The 17,559-nt window shown below is 42.0% G+C and carries 14 protein-coding genes; 4 read left to right on the forward strand and 10 right to left on the reverse strand.

Going from position 1 to position 17,559, the window contains the following annotated elements; translation table 11 throughout:
- Positions 1 to 45 precede the first annotated feature (45 nt).
- A complete protein-coding gene (locus tag C2M30_RS04915) occupies positions 46 to 534 on the reverse strand; it encodes a CinA family protein (RefSeq protein WP_105170860.1) in 489 nt (162 codons plus the stop codon).
- 35 nt (positions 535 to 569) lie between these two features.
- On the opposite strand from C2M30_RS04915, the gene mutS reads away from it, so the two are divergent.
- The gene (gene mutS / locus C2M30_RS04920) at positions 570 to 3,170 is read left to right on the forward strand and encodes a DNA mismatch repair protein MutS (protein ID WP_105170861.1); all 2,601 of its coding nucleotides are present in this window, start codon (positions 570 to 572) and stop codon (positions 3,168 to 3,170) included.
- A gap of 57 nt (positions 3,171 to 3,227) precedes the next feature.
- Here mutS and C2M30_RS04925 read toward each other — a convergent pair whose 3' ends face one another.
- From C2M30_RS04925 to C2M30_RS04935, 3 genes are read right to left on the reverse strand one after another with little or no spacing between them, the layout of a single operon-like run.
- A complete protein-coding gene (locus C2M30_RS04925) occupies positions 3,228 to 4,061 on the reverse strand; it encodes a DUF1835 domain-containing protein (protein WP_105170862.1) in 834 nt (277 codons plus the stop codon).
- Between the two features lie 32 nt (positions 4,062 to 4,093).
- Positions 4,094 to 4,801 (reverse strand): SIMPL domain-containing protein, encoded by a 708-nt coding sequence (locus C2M30_RS04930; protein WP_105170863.1) that lies wholly within the window; start codon positions 4,799 to 4,801, stop codon positions 4,094 to 4,096.
- Entirely contained in the window at positions 4,794 to 5,177 is a 384-nt protein-coding gene (locus C2M30_RS04935) for a cupin domain-containing protein (RefSeq protein WP_010560895.1), read from the reverse strand. The genes C2M30_RS04930 and C2M30_RS04935 overlap by 8 nt, the downstream gene beginning before the upstream one ends.
- A gap of 134 nt (positions 5,178 to 5,311) precedes the next feature.
- Between C2M30_RS04935 and C2M30_RS04940 the strand changes: the two genes are divergently transcribed.
- Together C2M30_RS04940 and C2M30_RS04945 are read left to right on the forward strand one after the other, a co-directional pair.
- Positions 5,312 to 7,981 (forward strand): bifunctional acetate--CoA ligase family protein/GNAT family N-acetyltransferase, encoded by a 2,670-nt coding sequence (locus C2M30_RS04940; protein ID WP_105170864.1) that lies wholly within the window; start codon positions 5,312 to 5,314, stop codon positions 7,979 to 7,981.
- 9 nt (positions 7,982 to 7,990) lie between these two features.
- Positions 7,991 to 8,938: an ion transporter gene (locus tag C2M30_RS04945; RefSeq protein ID WP_100912805.1), complete on the forward strand. Its 948-nt coding sequence runs from the start codon at positions 7,991 to 7,993 to the stop codon at positions 8,936 to 8,938.
- Between the two features lie 3 nt (positions 8,939 to 8,941).
- Here C2M30_RS04945 and C2M30_RS04950 read toward each other — a convergent pair whose 3' ends face one another.
- From C2M30_RS04950 to C2M30_RS04960, 3 genes are read right to left on the reverse strand one after another with little or no spacing between them, the layout of a single operon-like run.
- Complete coding sequence (locus C2M30_RS04950) at positions 8,942 to 13,402, reverse strand: EAL domain-containing protein (protein WP_105170865.1); 4,461 nt, start codon at positions 13,400 to 13,402, stop codon at positions 8,942 to 8,944.
- Positions 13,402 to 13,788, reverse strand: coding sequence for a GNAT family N-acetyltransferase (locus tag C2M30_RS04955; RefSeq protein ID WP_158683320.1), 387 nt, complete (start codon positions 13,786 to 13,788; stop codon positions 13,402 to 13,404). The genes C2M30_RS04950 and C2M30_RS04955 overlap by 1 nt, the downstream gene beginning before the upstream one ends.
- 32 nt (positions 13,789 to 13,820) lie before the next feature.
- The gene (locus C2M30_RS04960; RefSeq protein WP_010560900.1) at positions 13,821 to 14,021 is read right to left on the reverse strand and encodes a DUF3283 family protein; all 201 of its coding nucleotides are present in this window, start codon (positions 14,019 to 14,021) and stop codon (positions 13,821 to 13,823) included.
- Between the two features lie 211 nt (positions 14,022 to 14,232).
- On the opposite strand from C2M30_RS04960, the gene C2M30_RS04965 reads away from it, so the two are divergent.
- Positions 14,233 to 14,841 (forward strand): hypothetical protein, encoded by a 609-nt coding sequence (locus tag C2M30_RS04965; RefSeq protein ID WP_148665223.1) that lies wholly within the window; start codon positions 14,233 to 14,235, stop codon positions 14,839 to 14,841.
- Positions 14,842 to 14,877: 36 nt separating this feature from the next.
- Here the strand turns inward: C2M30_RS04965 and C2M30_RS04970 are convergent, their stop codons facing one another.
- The 3 genes from C2M30_RS04970 to C2M30_RS04980 all read right to left on the reverse strand — a co-directional run bounded on the left by C2M30_RS04970 (position 14,878) and on the right by C2M30_RS04980 (position 17,557).
- Complete coding sequence (locus C2M30_RS04970) at positions 14,878 to 15,126, reverse strand: DUF1289 domain-containing protein (protein ID WP_040641367.1); 249 nt, start codon at positions 15,124 to 15,126, stop codon at positions 14,878 to 14,880.
- Positions 15,127 to 15,291: 165 nt separating this feature from the next.
- On the reverse strand, positions 15,292 to 16,398 hold the full coding sequence (locus C2M30_RS04975) for a lysophospholipid acyltransferase family protein (RefSeq protein ID WP_100912801.1): 1,107 nt from the start codon (positions 16,396 to 16,398) through the stop codon (positions 15,292 to 15,294).
- An 82-nt stretch (positions 16,399 to 16,480) separates the two neighbouring features.
- On the reverse strand, positions 16,481 to 17,557 hold the full coding sequence (locus C2M30_RS04980; RefSeq protein WP_105170868.1) for a DUF1513 domain-containing protein: 1,077 nt from the start codon (positions 17,555 to 17,557) through the stop codon (positions 16,481 to 16,483).
- Positions 17,558 to 17,559: the final 2 nt, after the last annotated feature.

A 17,559-nucleotide genomic window follows, 5' to 3' on the forward strand; every position in this document is an offset into this window, starting at 1 on the left:
GCAGCAAAGTATACTGTATAGATTACCAGTATCAAGTGTTTTTTATTAATTAATTAGCTCAATTGCTTTTTTCAATGAATATTCAATAACTTGCAATCTAACCTCGCTACGATTGCCTGTGAACAAACAGTGTTCAACTGATAGTTTATCCAGTACTTTTACCGCAATCCATACAGTACCAACTGGTTTATCTTTTGTACCACCTCCAGGGCCTGCAATGCCAGAAACAGCAATAGCAACGTCAGCGTTAGTTACATTTATTGCCCCATCTGCCATCTGCTCGATAGTTTCTTTACTTACTGCACCAAATTGTTCAAGTATTTCTTGCTTAACCCCAAGTAACTCATGCTTAGCATCATTACTGTAAGTGACAAAACAACGATCAATATAAGCTGAACTTCCCGCAGTATCGGTTAACGCATAACTAATGCCACCACCAGTACACGATTCAGCAGTAGTGATCCAAAGCTTTTTATTCGTTAAACTAGCACCTAACTTTGCCGCTAGCTCAGAAATATGAGCGGGTAATATCATTTTTACACCTTTTACATAACAACTATTAGTCAATTATGCCGTTAGATTTATATTCAGACCATACTATCAGCCAACAAACGCCAATGATGCAGCAATACTTAAAAATTAAGGCTGAACATCGGGATATATTAGTCTTCTATCGCATGGGTGACTTTTACGAACTGTTTTTTGATGATGCCAAACGTGCCGCAGAATTACTCGATATTTCGCAAACTCATCGCGGCAAAGCCGGAGGCGACCCTATTCCAATGGCGGGGGTGCCTTATCATGCAGTTGAAAACTACCTAGCGCGCCTAGTGCAAATGGGCGAATCTGTTGCCATATGTGAGCAAGTTGGCGATCCTGCCACCAGCAAAGGACCTGTAGAGCGCAAAGTAGTACGCATTATTACGCCGGGCACCATTTCTGATGAAGCCTTGTTAAAAGAGCGTCAAGACAACTTGTTATGTGCGGTATCACATAACGATAAAGGTGCATACGGCATTGCTTATTTGGATATCAACTCAGGTCGTTTTCGCATTTTACAAGTCGAAACCGACGAAGCGCTCAATTCAAGCTTGCAACGCATTTCACCCGCTGAACTACTCTACCCTGAAACCTTTGAAAATTTAGCGCTGATTGAACAGTGTAACGGCCTGCGTCGTCGCCCTATTTGGGAGTTCGATTTAGACAGCGCCAAAACAGCGCTTAACAAGCAGTTTGGTACCAAAGATCTTGTTGGTTTTGGCGTTGAAAACGCACATTTAGCATTACAAGCTGCAGGCTGTTTAATGCAATATGTGAAAGACACTCAGCGCACTGCACTGCCGCACCTTAATGCGATTGGTCTTGAGCAAAATGAGCAAAATGTCATTCTGGATGCCGCAACCCGTAAAAATTTAGAACTGACCGTCAATTTATCGGGCGGGTTTGACAATACCTTGGCGCAAGTACTTGATAAAACAGCAACGCCTATGGGCTCTCGCTTGTTAAAGCGTCGCCTGCATAGCCCTATTCGCGACCAGCAAGAACTTAACAACCGCCTTGATGCACTTGGTGAAATCCACGACTTAGCAATTAATTTTGAACTACACGATACACTCAAACAAGTCGGTGACTTAGAGCGTATTATTGCGCGCTTGGCATTGCGTTCAGCAAGACCTCGTGATTTATCGCGTTTACGTTTAGCGCTGCAAACACTGCACCCTATTCACGATTTATTAAATGATGCGAATAGCACGCGCTTAAAACAAATCAAGCATGCCACACCGATTTTAACTGAACTTCAAGAGCTACTTGAACACGCTATTATCGACAACCCGCCGGTACTAATTCGCGATGGTGGTGTTATTGCCCCAGGCTATAACGCCGAACTCGACCAGTGGCGCAACCTTAGCAAAGGTGCAACCGATATTCTTGAGCAAATGGAAATTCGCGAACGCGAGCGCACTGGCATTGCAACCTTAAAAATTAGCTACAACAAGGTACATGGCTATTACATAGAAGTCAGTAAGGCCAACGCTAACCTTGTACCGGCAGATTACGTACGCCGTCAAACACTGAAAAATAACGAACGCTATATTATTCCTGAACTGAAAGAGCACGAAGACAAAGTTCTTAACAGCCAATCAAACGCATTGGCACTTGAAAAGCGTCTGTATGAAGAATTGTTCGATATTATTTCGCCGCAAATTGACGTACTGCAAAAAATGGCTGCGGCGCTCAGTGAATTGGATGTAATTAATAACTTAGCAGAACGTGCTGAGTCTCTCGATTATGTTAGGCCCAACCTTAGTGAAGACAACTGCATCGACATTAAAGGCGGCCGTCATCCTGTGGTTGAGTTTGTTATGCAACAACCATTTATTGCCAACCCAACTTACCTTGATGATAAGCGCAAAATGTTAATTATTACCGGGCCAAATATGGGTGGTAAATCAACCTATATGCGTCAAACTGCGTTAATCGTATTAATGGCACATATTGGTTGTTATATTCCAGCGCAATCTGCGAGCATAGGCATTACCGACCGAATTTTTACACGTATTGGCGCGAGCGATGACCTTGCATCAGGTCGCTCAACCTTTATGGTAGAAATGACTGAAACCGCTAACATTCTTAACAATGCTACCGAAAACTCACTGGTATTAATGGATGAAATTGGCCGCGGTACCAGTACTTATGATGGTCTATCACTGGCGTGGGCAACAGCCGAATATTTAGCGAAGAATATCGCTGCTAAAACACTGTTTGCAACTCACTACTTTGAACTAACTGAGCTTGTTGACCAGCTGGAAATTTTAGCCAATGTACACCTAGATGCAATTGAATACCAAGATACCATTGCGTTTAAACACACTGTATTAGATGGCGCAGCAAGTAAAAGCTTTGGCTTACAAGTAGCGGGCCTTGCAGGTGTGCCAAAGGCGGTAATCAACCGTGCAAAACAAAAGCTGTCATTGTTGGAGCAGCATCAAAGTGTCAGTGAAATGCCGCTTAACAACGCGGCAGATATGCAAATATCACAACAGGCAAGTTTATTTGATACGCCTAACCCTGTGGTTGAAACCTTAGACACGATTGACCCGAATGATTTGACCCCGCGTCAAGCACTTGATTTAGTGTTTAAACTGAAACAACTGGCAAAAAGTAACTAATTCGCGTCTGCGCTAGCTAATTTTTAGCTAACCTGAACGCGGGTTACTACCTTTAATTTAGAGCAGAGCTTGTCCTTTTTCTGACAAGCTCACTTTAACCCCGTGATAGAACTCTATTTCTTGATGCAATAAACTGTCTTGCGTCGATATATTCAAATACTCTCGCATTTCTTCAATCTGACACCAAAAACTTAAATCCCCCATAAACGGGACTTCTTCCAAATCTTGATTCGCACCGAATAACTGCGCTAACGACAAAGTTTGTCCGTTTAAACAATCCAAAATCTGCCATTGTGTGCGGTTTAAACCGATATCATCAGGTTGCTCTTGTAAGAAGCGTTGAACCGAAGTTTTAAGATTAGGCCAGTGTTTGAAATCGAGTGTTAAACAACCTTCTAACGCTGCTAAATCGGTTGTCAGTGCGTGCCACACCCTAGTTGCTAATTCAAAAAATGGCTCACTTGGACTAAAGCGGGTTTTATAATACTGTGCAATTTGGCTTGCCTCTAATTCCCGCGGAGGTAAATGATCAGATAATAAAACCACGAACAGATTGCGCGTGGTATTAAATTTCGCCCGATACCAAGCAATAAACTGTAAGCCAATCAAACTATCAAACAGCTCTGGCGTTAACCACAAGGTGACTTCATCGCTGTCTTCTATGGCATTTAATTTATCGTTACGCGCCTCAAACTTGGCCCGTACTTCTTTGAGCGGTAAACAAAAATAGTCTGCTAAAAATGCGGCGCGATAATCGCTCATCGCAGACAGTGATACTTCAGCGTTAATAGGACCATGATGTAGCACATCTTGCCACGCAATAAATTGCCCCTGAATGCCAATGCGCTTTAAAAATAGGTTTGCACTGTCGCCATTAGTAATATGATACATAAACTAACCTCATCGACTGATAGTTGTTTGTTCTAATCCACTAAATAATATTCAACACTCGAAACCACGCGCACACGTTTAATATGTGGTGAGTTAGAGTCGCGATCTGAAATACTAAACAGCCCTTGGCGCGCAGATTTAATTTTACCTAAGGTGGATTTTGAATCGGTGGCAAATTTTTCAGCAACTTCGCGTGCTTTTTCTGTTGCTTGTTGGATCATCTCCGGCTTGATGTCATTTAAGCCAGTAAAAATGTACTGTACTTTAGCGTCGTAGCGATCGCTTGAGATGGCAATGCCTTGTTTTGCAAGTTGCGTCACTTTCGTTAATGCGTGGCGCACTTTTTCTGGCTCGTGGCTATAAACCGTAATGCTCGACATCACAAAATAACGCATTTGGCCTTTTTCTAATTGCGCGTAAGGCTGCGCTAGTTTGTCTGCAACATTAGGCGGCGATACTGAAATTTCTTCGTCGCTAAAACCATGTAATGCTAAAAATGCACGTACTGCTTGGTTTTTAGCCTCTAATTCATCAATTAATTTTGTTAAGTCATTACCCGCAAGTGAGTAATTAATCGGCCAAATAACGGTGTTTGCCATCACTTCTTTTTCAGCCAGTCCTTTTACCGCTACACTGCGGTCGAGGGTTTTAAACTCTACAATGCCTTGTTTTAACAACAAGCTGGCAACAATAATTGCCAGTGCAAAGATAATCGTACTGGTTAGCGATTGTTTATTCATGGTTATCTACCCTATGTTTATCCTTGCCAAAGTATTCCGGTGTTTGCGTTGACAGTACTTTAAGCGGCTGCGATGACGTTACCTTAACACCATGTGGTGTATTTTCATCAATCTTTACAAAATCGCCTTTTTTAATTGTGAAGGTTTTATCACCGAGCTGCATTTGCCCTTCACCGTCGACAATATAAACCATTTCACTGTGCTCTTTATGAATATGCAGTGGTACTGACTTTTTAACATAGATCAGAAATTGGCTTGCATCTTGGTTGCTAGTCAACGGCACAACTTTTACGTTGTCTAAATCACTTGGTGCAACCATTTGCTCAAGATTGATAGGTGCTGCGCTGATAGCAGCGCTCAGCAGCAGTAGAGTCATATTTATTAGTCCATATTTATGCCCTGTTGAGCATAACAAGACCCTGTTTTATATCAAGTATCTAACAACATTATTGCTTTATACTTGTAAACGAATTTTATAAGATAGCAACAACTCAACTGTGGTGAAACGCTATGACGGTAAAAAGGATAAGTCAATTTTTCAACCCTAAATCAGTAGCAGTTATTGGTGCGTCAAACCGTACCAATCGCGCAGGTTACGTGGTGATGCGCAACTTGTTGCAAGGCGGTTTTAATGGCCCGATTATGCCAGTAACGCCAAAATATAAGGCAGTTCATGGCGTGCTTGCTTACCCTACAATAGACGCCCTGCCACAAGTGCCCGATTTAGCCGTTATTTGCACCAGTAAAGACCGTTGCTGCCAAATCGTTGAACAGCTTGGTAACAAAGGCTGCAAAAATGCCGTCATTATCGCATCGGGCATTGATAAAGATTTAAAGCACGCACTTATCGAAACCGCACGCAAAGCCAATGTAAATATACTCGGGCCAAATAGCCTTGGATTATTAATCCCGCGTATCGGACTTAACGCAAGTTTCTCCCATATGGTCGCTAAGCCCGGAAAAATAGCTTTCGTGTCGCAATCTGCCGCAGTTTGCTCAACAATTCTCGACTGGGCACAAACAAAAGACATTGGCTTTTCATATTTTGTCTCGGTGGGCGATTGTGGCGATATTGATTTTGATGAATTGGTCGATTTTTTAGGGCGTGATGCCAATACCCAAGCAATCTTGCTGTATATCGACAATATTGAACATACCCGTCAATTTATTTCCGCTGCACGAGCCGCTGCGTTCAGTAAACCCGTCATTGCAATAAAAACAGGGAAAACCGCCGCAGGCGCAGATGCTGCTATGGCGCACACCGGTGGCAACCAAGGTTCCGATGCGGTGTATGATGCGATGTTCCAGCGTGCCGGTATGCTGCGCGTAAATGACTTACGCGAGCTGTTTGCCGCAACACAAACCTTAGCACTGCACCCTAAACTATTAAAACAAGAAGCCCTGACCATTTTGACCAATGGCGGCGGACCAGGTGTAATGTCTGTAGACACCTTGATCCAAAGCTCGGGCAAACTTGCTGAACTTTCGAAAGAAACCATTACTAAATTAAATCAGGTATTGCCTCAGCACACCTCATTCGCCAACCCTGTTGATATTTACGGCGATTCCGATCCGTGGCGCTATCAAAAGGCGGTCGAAATTCTAGTGCAAGCACCTGAGGTTGATAATTTACTCATTTTACATAGCCCATCGGCATTAGCTCCTAGCGAGGAGTTTGCTAAGATTATTGCAGAAACGGTAAACAAAGTGCCGAAAATGCAGCGCCCGTATGTAATGACCAACTTTATGGGTGAAACGGCAGCCTATGAAGCGCGTAAAGTTTGCCAATCAGCAGGCATTCCCACTTACCGCACACCCGAAGGTGCAGTAGCGGCTTACATGCACTTAATTCAGTATCGCCGTAACCAAAAGCACTTAACGCAAACACCAGAATCCCTATTAGATTCAGACAATATTCACACTGAACAAGCTGGCAAACTAATAAGCGGCTACCTGCAAGAGAAGCGTCACTACTTGCCTACGCATGATGCAGCAGCACTGCTTGAGTGTTATCAAATTAACTGCATTGCAACTGAGCATGCATTTACACCTAGCGAAGCGCGCGAACTAGCCGAGAGCATCGGCTTTCCGGTTGCGCTTAAATTAGTAAGCCCTAACATTCCATCTAAGTCTGATGTTGGTGGTGTCGTATTAAACTTAAACGATGGCGTTGAAGTAGAGCAAACAGCATTTAATATGCTACTGCGAATTAATGAAACTTACCCAGATGCCAAAATTGATGGTTTTGCGCTACAAAAAATGGCAACCCGTGCTGGCGGTCAAGAGCTGCGCATAGCAGTTAAAACAGATGCTAATTTTGGCCCGGTTATTTTACTCGGCGAAGCTGGCACTGCTCTTAACTTTGACCTAGCAGCGGTTGCTCTGCCACCGCTTAATATGAATCTAGCCAAGTACTTAATTGCCGCAGCAAGCGATAAAGGGTTTATCAAAGAAAAACATTTACCAACCAAAATCGATAAGTACACTCTGTGCGCTATGCTTACTCGCGTATCACAAATGGTGGTTGAAAATCCTGATATCAAATCACTTGAGCTTAACCCAGTCCTGGCTTTACAAGGTAAATTCTTAGTACTTGATGCGGCTATTGAGCTAGAAAAATACCAAGCATCAAGTCGCGCAAAACGCTTAGCAATTAAACCTTATCCAAAAGAGCTTGAGCAAAATATTACCCTTAAAGATGGTTCTGCTGCGATATTAAGACCAATTCGTCCAGAAGATGAAGAAGCGCATCGAGAGTTTGATAATCAGCTAACCAAAGAAGACAGATACAAACGTTTCTTTGGTGAAATGCCACAATTTAGTCATGAGCAATTAGCTAAAATGACGCAAATTGATTACGACCGCGAAATGGCATTTATCGTTACGCAACGACGCGACGATAAATGGCAAACACTTGGTGTGTCGCGTGTGTTAATGGACCCAGATAACCTTGTTGCCGAGTTTGCTGTAGTTGTGCGCTCAGACCTAAAAGGGCTTGGGCTTGGTCGTATTCTAATGCAGTCGGTGATTGATCATTGTAAACGCCAAAATGTGCAAAAAATTGAAGGCCTTACTTTACCTGAAAATGGTGGCATGATTGGCCTGTCGGAAAAACTAGGCTTTAAAGTCACGCGTGATTTCGAAGAAGGTACGGTTATTATGACAATGCCACTTAACTAAGAGGTCACTGTGAATCAATTACGACTGAGTATTGCACAAGTATTAGAAAGTTCTGGCGAAGGACTAAAACTTGGTAGGTTTATCGATGCGCTGTTGATACTGCTGATTATCGGCAATGTCGTTGCGATTGTACTCGAGTCGGTTGAAGAGGTCGCTGCCAGCTACACGCATCTTTTTTTAGCAATTGAAATCTTCTCTGTCGCGATTTTTACTATCGAATACCTGCTGCGCTTATGGGTCTGTGTTGATAAAGAACATTATCGCGATTTGCCTATACCCAACTGGCGAAAACGCATTCGTTATTTGCGTTCTCCTTTAGCGATTATCGACTTAATGGCGATTTTGCCAACATATTTAATGCTGTTCGTCAGCTTTGATTTGCGTTTCTTACGTGTATTTAGGCTATTACGTGTTTTTAAGCTGACTCGCTATTCCCGTGCAATGCAATTATTGTTGCAAAGTATTCGAGAAGAAAAAGGCCCATTGCTTGCCGCATTTTTTATTATGAGTGTGGCGCTTATCACCGCTTCGTGCGGTATCTACTTAATTGAACATGACGAACAGCCGGATAAGTTTGGCTCTATTCCCGATGCCATGTGGTGGGCGATGGCAACACTCACCACAGTTGGCTATGGAGATGTTGTGCCAATTACTCCGCTTGGCCGCTTTTTTGGCGGGGTAATAACCGTGCTAAGTATGGGTATGGTGGCAATCCCAACCGGTTTGCTGGCATCGAGCTTTTCAGATCAATTAAGACGCCGTAGGGTGCAATTCGCGCAGTACGTTGCGTTATGCTCGCGCGATGGTGATATTTGTGAAAAAGACCAAATACAAATTGAAGAAATGCGTATTGAGCTAGGCTTAAGTAAAAAAGAAGCTGAGCGTGCCATTAAGCGTAAAATGAATGAAATAAAACACATTAATTATTGCGCTAACTGTGGCCATAAAATCCCTTAGCATTTAACGCTTAAGCAATGACTTAACTTGTGACGCATCAAGCGGTGAGTAAAAGTAATAACCTTGCACATACTCACATCCTTCTGCCTGCAAGAAAAGCAGCTGCTCCTTGCTTTCAACTCCTTCAGCAATACACACTTTACCTAAGCTTTTTGCAAGCGCTAAAGTTGAGCGAATAATCGCTTCGTCGTCTGCTTCATCGCCAATATTTCGAACAAAGCCACCATCAATTTTAATCACATCCACTGGAAAACGTTTTAAGTAAGCCAGCGATGAGTAGCCAGTGCCAAAATCATCAAGATAAATGCGACAACCTGCACTTTTTAGCTTATCCATAGCCGCTTTTGCACTATCAAAATCAGCCATAAGTACAGATTCGGTAATCTCAAGTGCCACCATATGACACGGCACTTCATACGTGTTGCACAATGCGATAATTTGCTCTGCCAGATCAAGGTGATGGAAGTCTTTCGCCGATAGGTTAATCGATACATAAAAGTCGTTATCGATCTCGCACCAGCGTTGCATGTCTTGTACTGCGCGTGTTAACGATGCCATTGTCATTTCAGTAATGAGACCGGTATTTTCGGCAATGGCGATAAAACGCGATGGACTAATTGCCTCACCATTGTGCTGCCAGCGCATTAAGGTTTCAAAGCCAACCACCTTGCCTGTATTAACATCAATAATCGGCTGATACTGATTCGACAATTCATTTTCGCTATGCGCTTGCTTAAGCCTTGATTCTAAACGAAGCAATCGCTGTACTTTTTTATTCATTTCTTGTTGGAAAAACAAAAAGCACTCGCCACCGCGTTTTTTAGCGTGGTACATCGCAATATCGGCAGCTTTAATCAAATTAATTGCGGTTGTTTCATCATCTGGAAATATGGCAACACCAATGCTGGCAGTAATTCTCACGGTTTCCCCCGCCAGTGCAAATGGCTCTTTTAGCGCTGCAATTAAGCGCTGACACAAGGTTATAACGTCTTCTTTACTATTAATATTCTCAAGCAATACAGTAAATTCATCGCTATTTAATCGCGCTGCGGTCGCCTTGCCGTCAATGACCTGCTTAATGCGTTCGGCTATTTCCACCAACAATTTATCACCATCATGATGACCAAATGAGTCATTCACTTTCTTAAACTGGTCAAGATCGATAAATAACACTGCCAGTAGCTGCTCACTGTTTTTATTAAGACTAATGGCATGAGCCACTCGATCAATAAACAAACTGCGATTAGGTAATTTGGTTAGTTTGTCGTAATTTGCCAGTAAATACAGCGCTTGCTCAGCTTCTTTTTGACTACTGATATCGGTGATCACCACAATATAGTTATCAACCTCACCGTTTTCAGCCGCAATCGCTGTGGCTTTTATCAAGCAATTGTATTTTGTGCCATCAGGACTGGTGATGGTTTCTTCCGATTGATAATGCTCACCTACGTTTAGTTTACCAAGCGCCCTCAAATAATAAGTGCGTCTTTTGGCACTTAGGCCAAGTGATAGCTTGCGTGCTGAGTCTTGTTTAAGATCAAAATGATGGCTTTCGCGCAATGCTTTATTTATCGCAAGAATATTAAACTCGCGGTCCATCACAAATACCCAATCGCGAGTATGCTCAAATGCGGCGCTAAATAAACGGGCACTGTTTTCAAAGTCACGCTCACGCGTAAAGTTGGTGTAGGTGCCCGAAACGCGCTGCGGCACATCTTCATCCCACTCAATAACGCGACCTACATCTTTGTACCAACGCCAATGGCCTTGGCTATGACGCACTCGGTAAGCAAGTTCAAATTCGCCTTTATCTGTGCTGACAAACTCTAACCATTCAATGCGATAACGGGCTCTATCATCGGGATGAATTTTTGCTAAGTACTCATCCAGTGATACTTCGCTTTTATCAAAACCCAGTTCATCGACTAGGCGTGGCTGATAACTATGACCAAGGCCACTTTGCCATTCCCACACTCCTGATTGGCTGCTTTGTAGCGCCATTTTTAAACGCGTGGCATTTTCGCTGCTTTGTTTGTGTGCAGCTAGCAAGCGCGTTTGATAACGATGACGACGCAACATCCACACCGACACAATACTTGCCAATAATATAAAGTAAATGGCGAATGCTGCGGGAGAGCGCCAAGGTGGGTAATTTACCTGAATCGTAAAACTCTTAAAGTCGGTATAACTGCCGTTGAGCGGGTCTCTGGCACGTACGTAAAAAGTGTGTTTTCCCGGTGAAATTCGTGCAAACGCAACTTTGTTATTACTCGTTCTGACTAATGCAGAATCATCTAAACGGTATTCATATTCAACGCGTTCCTGATACTTAAATAACATCGCAGAAAAGCCAATTTCTAAACCGATATCATCGTAATCAAGCTCAAGTAAGTTTTGCTGAATAATCGACTCAGCTTCAAGTTTGCGCGACATGAGGGTAATTGAGGTGATATTCACTCGCTCTGATATGTGTTCATTAGCGTCATTGCGCTCGGGGAAAAAGCTGGTCACCCCTTTAATTGAACCAAATACAATGCGGCCATCGGAGTAAGTTATTTTTGCGGCCGAGTTAAACTCATTAACGGCAATACCATCATCCACTGTGAACTGCCTAAAGTGTTGGGTATTTGGGTCAAAGCGCCAAATACCACTGTGGCTCGCCATCCAGATCATGCCTCGCTGATCTTTGGTTAGGCTATAAAACAACGAGCCGCGGGTATCAACCCTGTCTTCGATTTTGTATTTTTCTTCAAATGTGGTGCTATCTAAACCGACTAACCCGTAGCCATAATAAGAAAGCCAAAGAATGCCGTTGTTATCGATTACATAAGACGCAAGCGACAAATACTCCACTTCATCGGGAACTGGCGCGGTATAACGATATTCTACGGTGTTGTCCGGCATCAGTTGATACAACGTTTTATTGTGATAAAACAGCGGTAACTTGCTGTCATCTAGCGGCGGTAAAAAATACCCTGCAAACGTATCACCAATCACTTTTACGTCGGGGTGAATTTGCGTTAGCTCCTCTGTGACTACATTGTATTTAAAGTAGCCATAGCGAAAGCTCTTAAAATACATATCACCTGCGTCGTTAAAATGCCCTATCACAATCTGCTTGCTAAACATGTCCTTGTACTTTTCAAAAGGCATTTCAACCGCTGAAATTGTTAACGTTTCCAAGTCAAAGGTAAATAATCCTCGCGTACTTACCAGCCATAACTTGCCGTTAAAGCTAAACATTTTATATACGTGGAATTCATGGTTTAAGCGGTCAGCTAAGTAACCTTCTAGATAAGTTTGGCTTTGGTAAGAATAGGGATTGAAACGCGTAATACCGTCACTGGTCGCTAACCAAATGTCTTTATTATGCTCAACAATACTCCAAATATTGTTATGGGATAAACCACCATACAAGGTATCGCGGTTATAGTTTTGAAATGAGTAATTATTATTCGAGACAAAATACGCACCATCGGTTTTGCTGGCAAGCCACATTGAACCGTCATCGGAAAGCAGCATATCAACAATGCTATTGTCGCTTAACTTAAAATCGGAATTATCGAGTTCTGTGCTTTTAATTAGCTGATCATCATCGGCAAAGTAATTATAAACACCTTCATTGGTAGCAAGCTTTAATCCCGATTTAAACGGCATGATTTTCCATATGTTTAAATCTGAAATACGCAGTTCGCTACTCAGTTTATCTATTTCACCAGCTACCAAGCGCTCGATATGGTCAAGTTCAACTGTGTGTAAACCTTGCACGGTGCCAAGCCAAAGCTGAGAACCCGAGATATGGAATGACTTTGTATTATATTGATCGTGATGCGCTGCGGGTTCATTTAAAAATTCTAGTTTAACGATTTTTTCAGTGCGCGTATCCATCACAAAGGCACCTTCCGATGTGCCTATTATTAAAAAGTGTTTGTAATATTTAAGCGCTCTAACATACGCGTATTTAAAGTCTCCGGGGATTTTAAACACACTTTTCACTTCGCCGGTTTCACTGTTTAACAGCGCCAAGTCATGAACACGCCCCAACCAGTAGAAATTAGGTTGATGGGTTTCTAACATCACGACTGGAGAGTGAGTTCGGTCATTTTTAAAATCAAGCACGCGCTCTAGTTGATAAGTATCGGTTTTATATCGATACAAGCCAGAGTAGGTAGTGGAAATCCAAATATCGTTTTGTTTGTCTTCGTAAAGGAAATCAATCGATTTATCGCGCAGTTGCCCTTCAGCACCTGTCATAGTCGATAGTTGATAACCATCGTAACGGTTTACGCCAGCTTCGGTTCCAACCCATAAGTAACCATTTTTATCAACTAATAAACCCGTTACATAAGACTGCGCTAATCCTTCATTTGGCGAGAATCGACGTACGTTTGCCTTACTGTTTGCCAGTGCATTTATTGATACAGCACACAACAAAATTGCCAGTACGCAGTATCGCCAAATCATTATGCACAATCCTTATTGGCTAACATACAGACGATTTGACGCCCTTGATTTTGATAAGCGCTAAAAAACGGAGCCAACTCAGCTGGCGCGGCATGTTCGGTAAATCCGCAGTTTTGATACCAGCTAACTAAATGATTGTACGCAAACGTGAAAAATGGTTTTCGATAATCCAAAGCGATTGTTTTAATTAATCTTGATGCCAGTTTTTGACCGCGAAAGCATGGTGCTGTAAATACGCCAGATAATAAAAACTGTCCGTCTTTTAAGCTTAACTTTGCAGCTGCCACAATTTGATTTTCAGCTTTGATAACCCACACCCTATCATGGCTTTTAGCACGCCCTCTTACCTTAAAGGTTTGATAGAACTTATTAACCAAAGGATACATAACTGGGTCCAATTGCTGGCACGTAAATGAACTCACATCATTGTCGCTAAATAGCGTTCAAAACGTTGTTTTAGCTCACCTTGCTCTGATTGTGGACGCTGTAAAATAGATGAATAAATTTGATCGCGCGTTGCTTTGCCACGCTTTACTTTAAACGCCCAAAACGACGCCTCGTAATCGAGTTGAATTAAATACTTTTCTTGTCGAGGTAAGTTACACAAATTGAAAGACATGTTCTTTTAATACAGCTAATAAAATATTATGTTATTGTAGCAATGTACCATATAAGTTTGACCAATCAACACTAAAATGAACGCTGCGTTACGTCATAAAATGATAAAAAACTCGATAACTAAAAGCTGCAAGCATGCTTGTACCATGCTTTGTGCCTTGTTGTTTTTGAGTAAGATGGTGTGGGCAAATGCCCCTATCAAACAAACGCTAGTGTTTAATAAACCGTTAGATACACACGTTTCTCGATTATTAATCAAACGTCTAACACCTGCTTATAAAGCAATTGGTGTCGATATAAGCATTATTGAATTTGATCACAAAAGCTCACTTGCAGCGGCTAATCTCGGAGAGCTTGATGGCCAGATTGGTCGTGTGATTGGTATTTCTAAGGAGTACCCAAACCTAATTGCGAGTAATACTCCGTTAATGTATTTGAATCTGGTACTGCTTACCAACAAGGGGCAATGCGAGAATTGTCGCATTCAGCAGTTGAGTACAATTAGCCACAATCCAAGCTACCCGTTTGCACAAAAATTTATTGCTCAAGAAAAATTTAAAGGTGAGGTGATAAGTAATAATAACCTTGCTAGTCAGCTGCATATGCTGCGCGACCGCACAATTGATGGCATTTTAGTACTTGAGTATTTGCTAACGCATCACATTGATGATGCCACCCTAGCCCATTTTGATAAACGCATTGTGTCGCAAAAGCCTATCCATCATTACCTGCACAAACAACATAAAGCAATTTTGGCACAATTAGACCTACAGTTAATGCAAAGTGCTGAAGCTACCCTTGAACATAAAACCCCTAAATAAGTGAATCTAGATTAGATAAGGCGAGATTAGGCAAACCTAAAAGTCGAGTTTTGTTTGCTCTGTATCCAGCTCTGGTGAGATTTGCTGTTGAGCCATTTTTTGGCGAATGCGCTTTTCACGTTGTGCGCAAAGCTTAATCACATGTTTTTTTTGCGCGTTCGTTAATTGGTTCCAATGAAAGCGCTCTTCTCGCGAACGAAAACACCCTAAGCAATAACCTCGGTTATTAGCCTGACACACCCCTTTGCACGGACTGGGTATTTCAAATATTTCTATTTGCTCAATAATTGGTTTTTGCTCAGCCATTCACTCACAGTGGCTTGCTTGCAAAGCAGGCAAACCTAGGTCTTTTTTTACGCACTCATATTTACAGTTTAACCATTTTTTGCACAAAAAAAACCAGAGTATTACTCTGGTTTCTTAAAACTATAATTTACTTAGGCTTGCTGGTTACTTTTGATTAAATACCGGCTTCGCGTAAATTTGCTTAATAAATTCATGTAATTCCGGAGCAACCCCTTCAAAGCGGCTGTGGTAAACACGCTTCGCATCGTCACAAATTTCATGTTCAGCAGATTCTGCCGCCAAATAATTATTGGGGTGCAAGAAGTAGTTTTTGTGAATGTAGTTATCAATGGTTTCAGCAAGTTGATCTGGGGTATCGCAATCGCTGGTAATTGGCTCGCCAAACGATAAATGCACATGCCCTTTATTCGTAGCAAACCCTTCAATAATACTGGCAATATCTTCACCTTGCGCTTTTTTGTATTCGCCAAAGGTCGCTTTATGATACTGCTCTTTTGCCTTCGCTTTTTCGCATGGTTCAAATTCGTATGAAATCGCAACCGGTACAACATTGATCGATTTTACATAGTCTGCAAAGTCCATTTTTAGTTTGCGACCATGTAGCTGCAACATTTTAATTAGTGCAGGATCGGTAACATCATTACCATCTTTCGCACGTCCTTCTTTTTGCGCAATCCAAACTGAATTACCGCTATCAAGCGAATCATAAATATAATGCGAAAGTGTCGTAAGCGTTCTCAGCATCTCTTTTGGCGATTTAACAGAACGTTTAACAATAAAACTCTTATTTAAACGCATTAACTCGGTCATGTATGGCACTTGCAACAGGTTATCACCAATCGCAATGCGTACGGTTTTCATATTATTTTGAAATAGACCGTAGTTTACAAAAGCAGGATCAAGCGCAATATCTCGGTGGTTTGAGATAAACAGGTACGCTTTGTTTTTATCAAGCTTATCTAATCCTGAGAAAGTAACTTTGCTGGTTGTGCGCTTAACTAAAATATCAAGATAACGTGAAACGGCCTGCTGAACTTCATCAACCGTTTTAAATTTTCCGTATTTGTTGCGTAATTTTGATTTAACTAAATAGTTGCCAAGAAATGGAATAGCACGCAACCACGATGGTAAGTTGTGCTCTGCAATTACCGAGATAAATGCATCATCATTTAACAGACGCTCAACAGACGCGGCTACTTCTTCATCATTATATGGGCGAATATCTGCAAATTTATCGTTTGAATTAGTCATAACTTGGTTTACTGCATCACAAAAAGGTCGGATATTTTACCTGTCATTATTCTGTTTGGCTAAATTTAACATCTCTTACCAGTTAAGAGTAAATTAAATGGTTATCAAACCGCAACGGTTGTAACTGAAAAATAGGCATATTTTTACTATCGTTAATTACTTGTCCCTTGCCGTTTGTGACAATAAATTCATTTTGCGCACTCGCTACACCCGCACAATCGGCGAAACGTTCATGACGAATAAACTGATGATTATCCAATTGCCAATACGCCACAATAGCACCGCGAGGGGAAGTAACTGCAATACGATTATCACTGTCAGCAATTGCAATACTGGCAACGTATTGCTCGAAGTTTTGCCAAAACTTTGGCTCTGCCTGCAATGGCTGAAGTTCGCGACCTAGTTTATGGCTAAATACCAAAGGATGCGCATCGCGATAATTTCCCTGATATTGCGCTCCAACAATCACTTCGCCACTGTTTGCTACCGCTAGATGACGTAAACTTAACTGAAAATGCGGAGGAGTGACAGATTCAACTAACTTGCCAGTGTCGAGGTGAATGTAGCTTAAATTTGGTGCCATACTCGCTAGATTTAATTTTTCACGACCTTTATCTGGATGTGTTTTAATGCCCCCATTGGCAACCACAATATGTTCACCATCGGGCATTAACGCGCATTGATGCGGCCCAATACCGCCACTTGGTACACGCTTTTCCACGGCAAAATTGTGAGTATTGCGCACAACTAAGTAACCACCAGCACTTTCAATATGATTTTCTGTGGTGATCAGTTGCTTGCGTTTGCTATCAAACACACCATGACCATAAAAATGAAAACCTTGCTCTGCGTTGATGATTTTCTCTAGCTGGTTTTGTGCTAAGTTCACCACAAACAACTTGGTAAACGGGCGGCGTGAAAACGCCACAACCCGTTCACTATCAAGCATTAATAAATCATGGCCGCGATTATCAATTTTAACCTGGTTTAATAAATTCCCTGCTTTATCAAATGCCACCACAAAATGTTCACCTTGGTGGTTGGTTGCCGCACTAACAAAACGACGTTGCGCTTTGCTTGAACACGCAACTAAATTAGCGCCGAGTGATAAACTTAAACCACATAACGCTAAACTTTTGATAAACGCTCTACGCTCCATGA

The sequence above is a fragment of the Pseudoalteromonas sp. T1lg24 genome (genome assembly GCF_002964745.1).
GTDB lineage: Bacteria > Pseudomonadota > Gammaproteobacteria > Enterobacterales > Alteromonadaceae > Pseudoalteromonas > Pseudoalteromonas spongiae.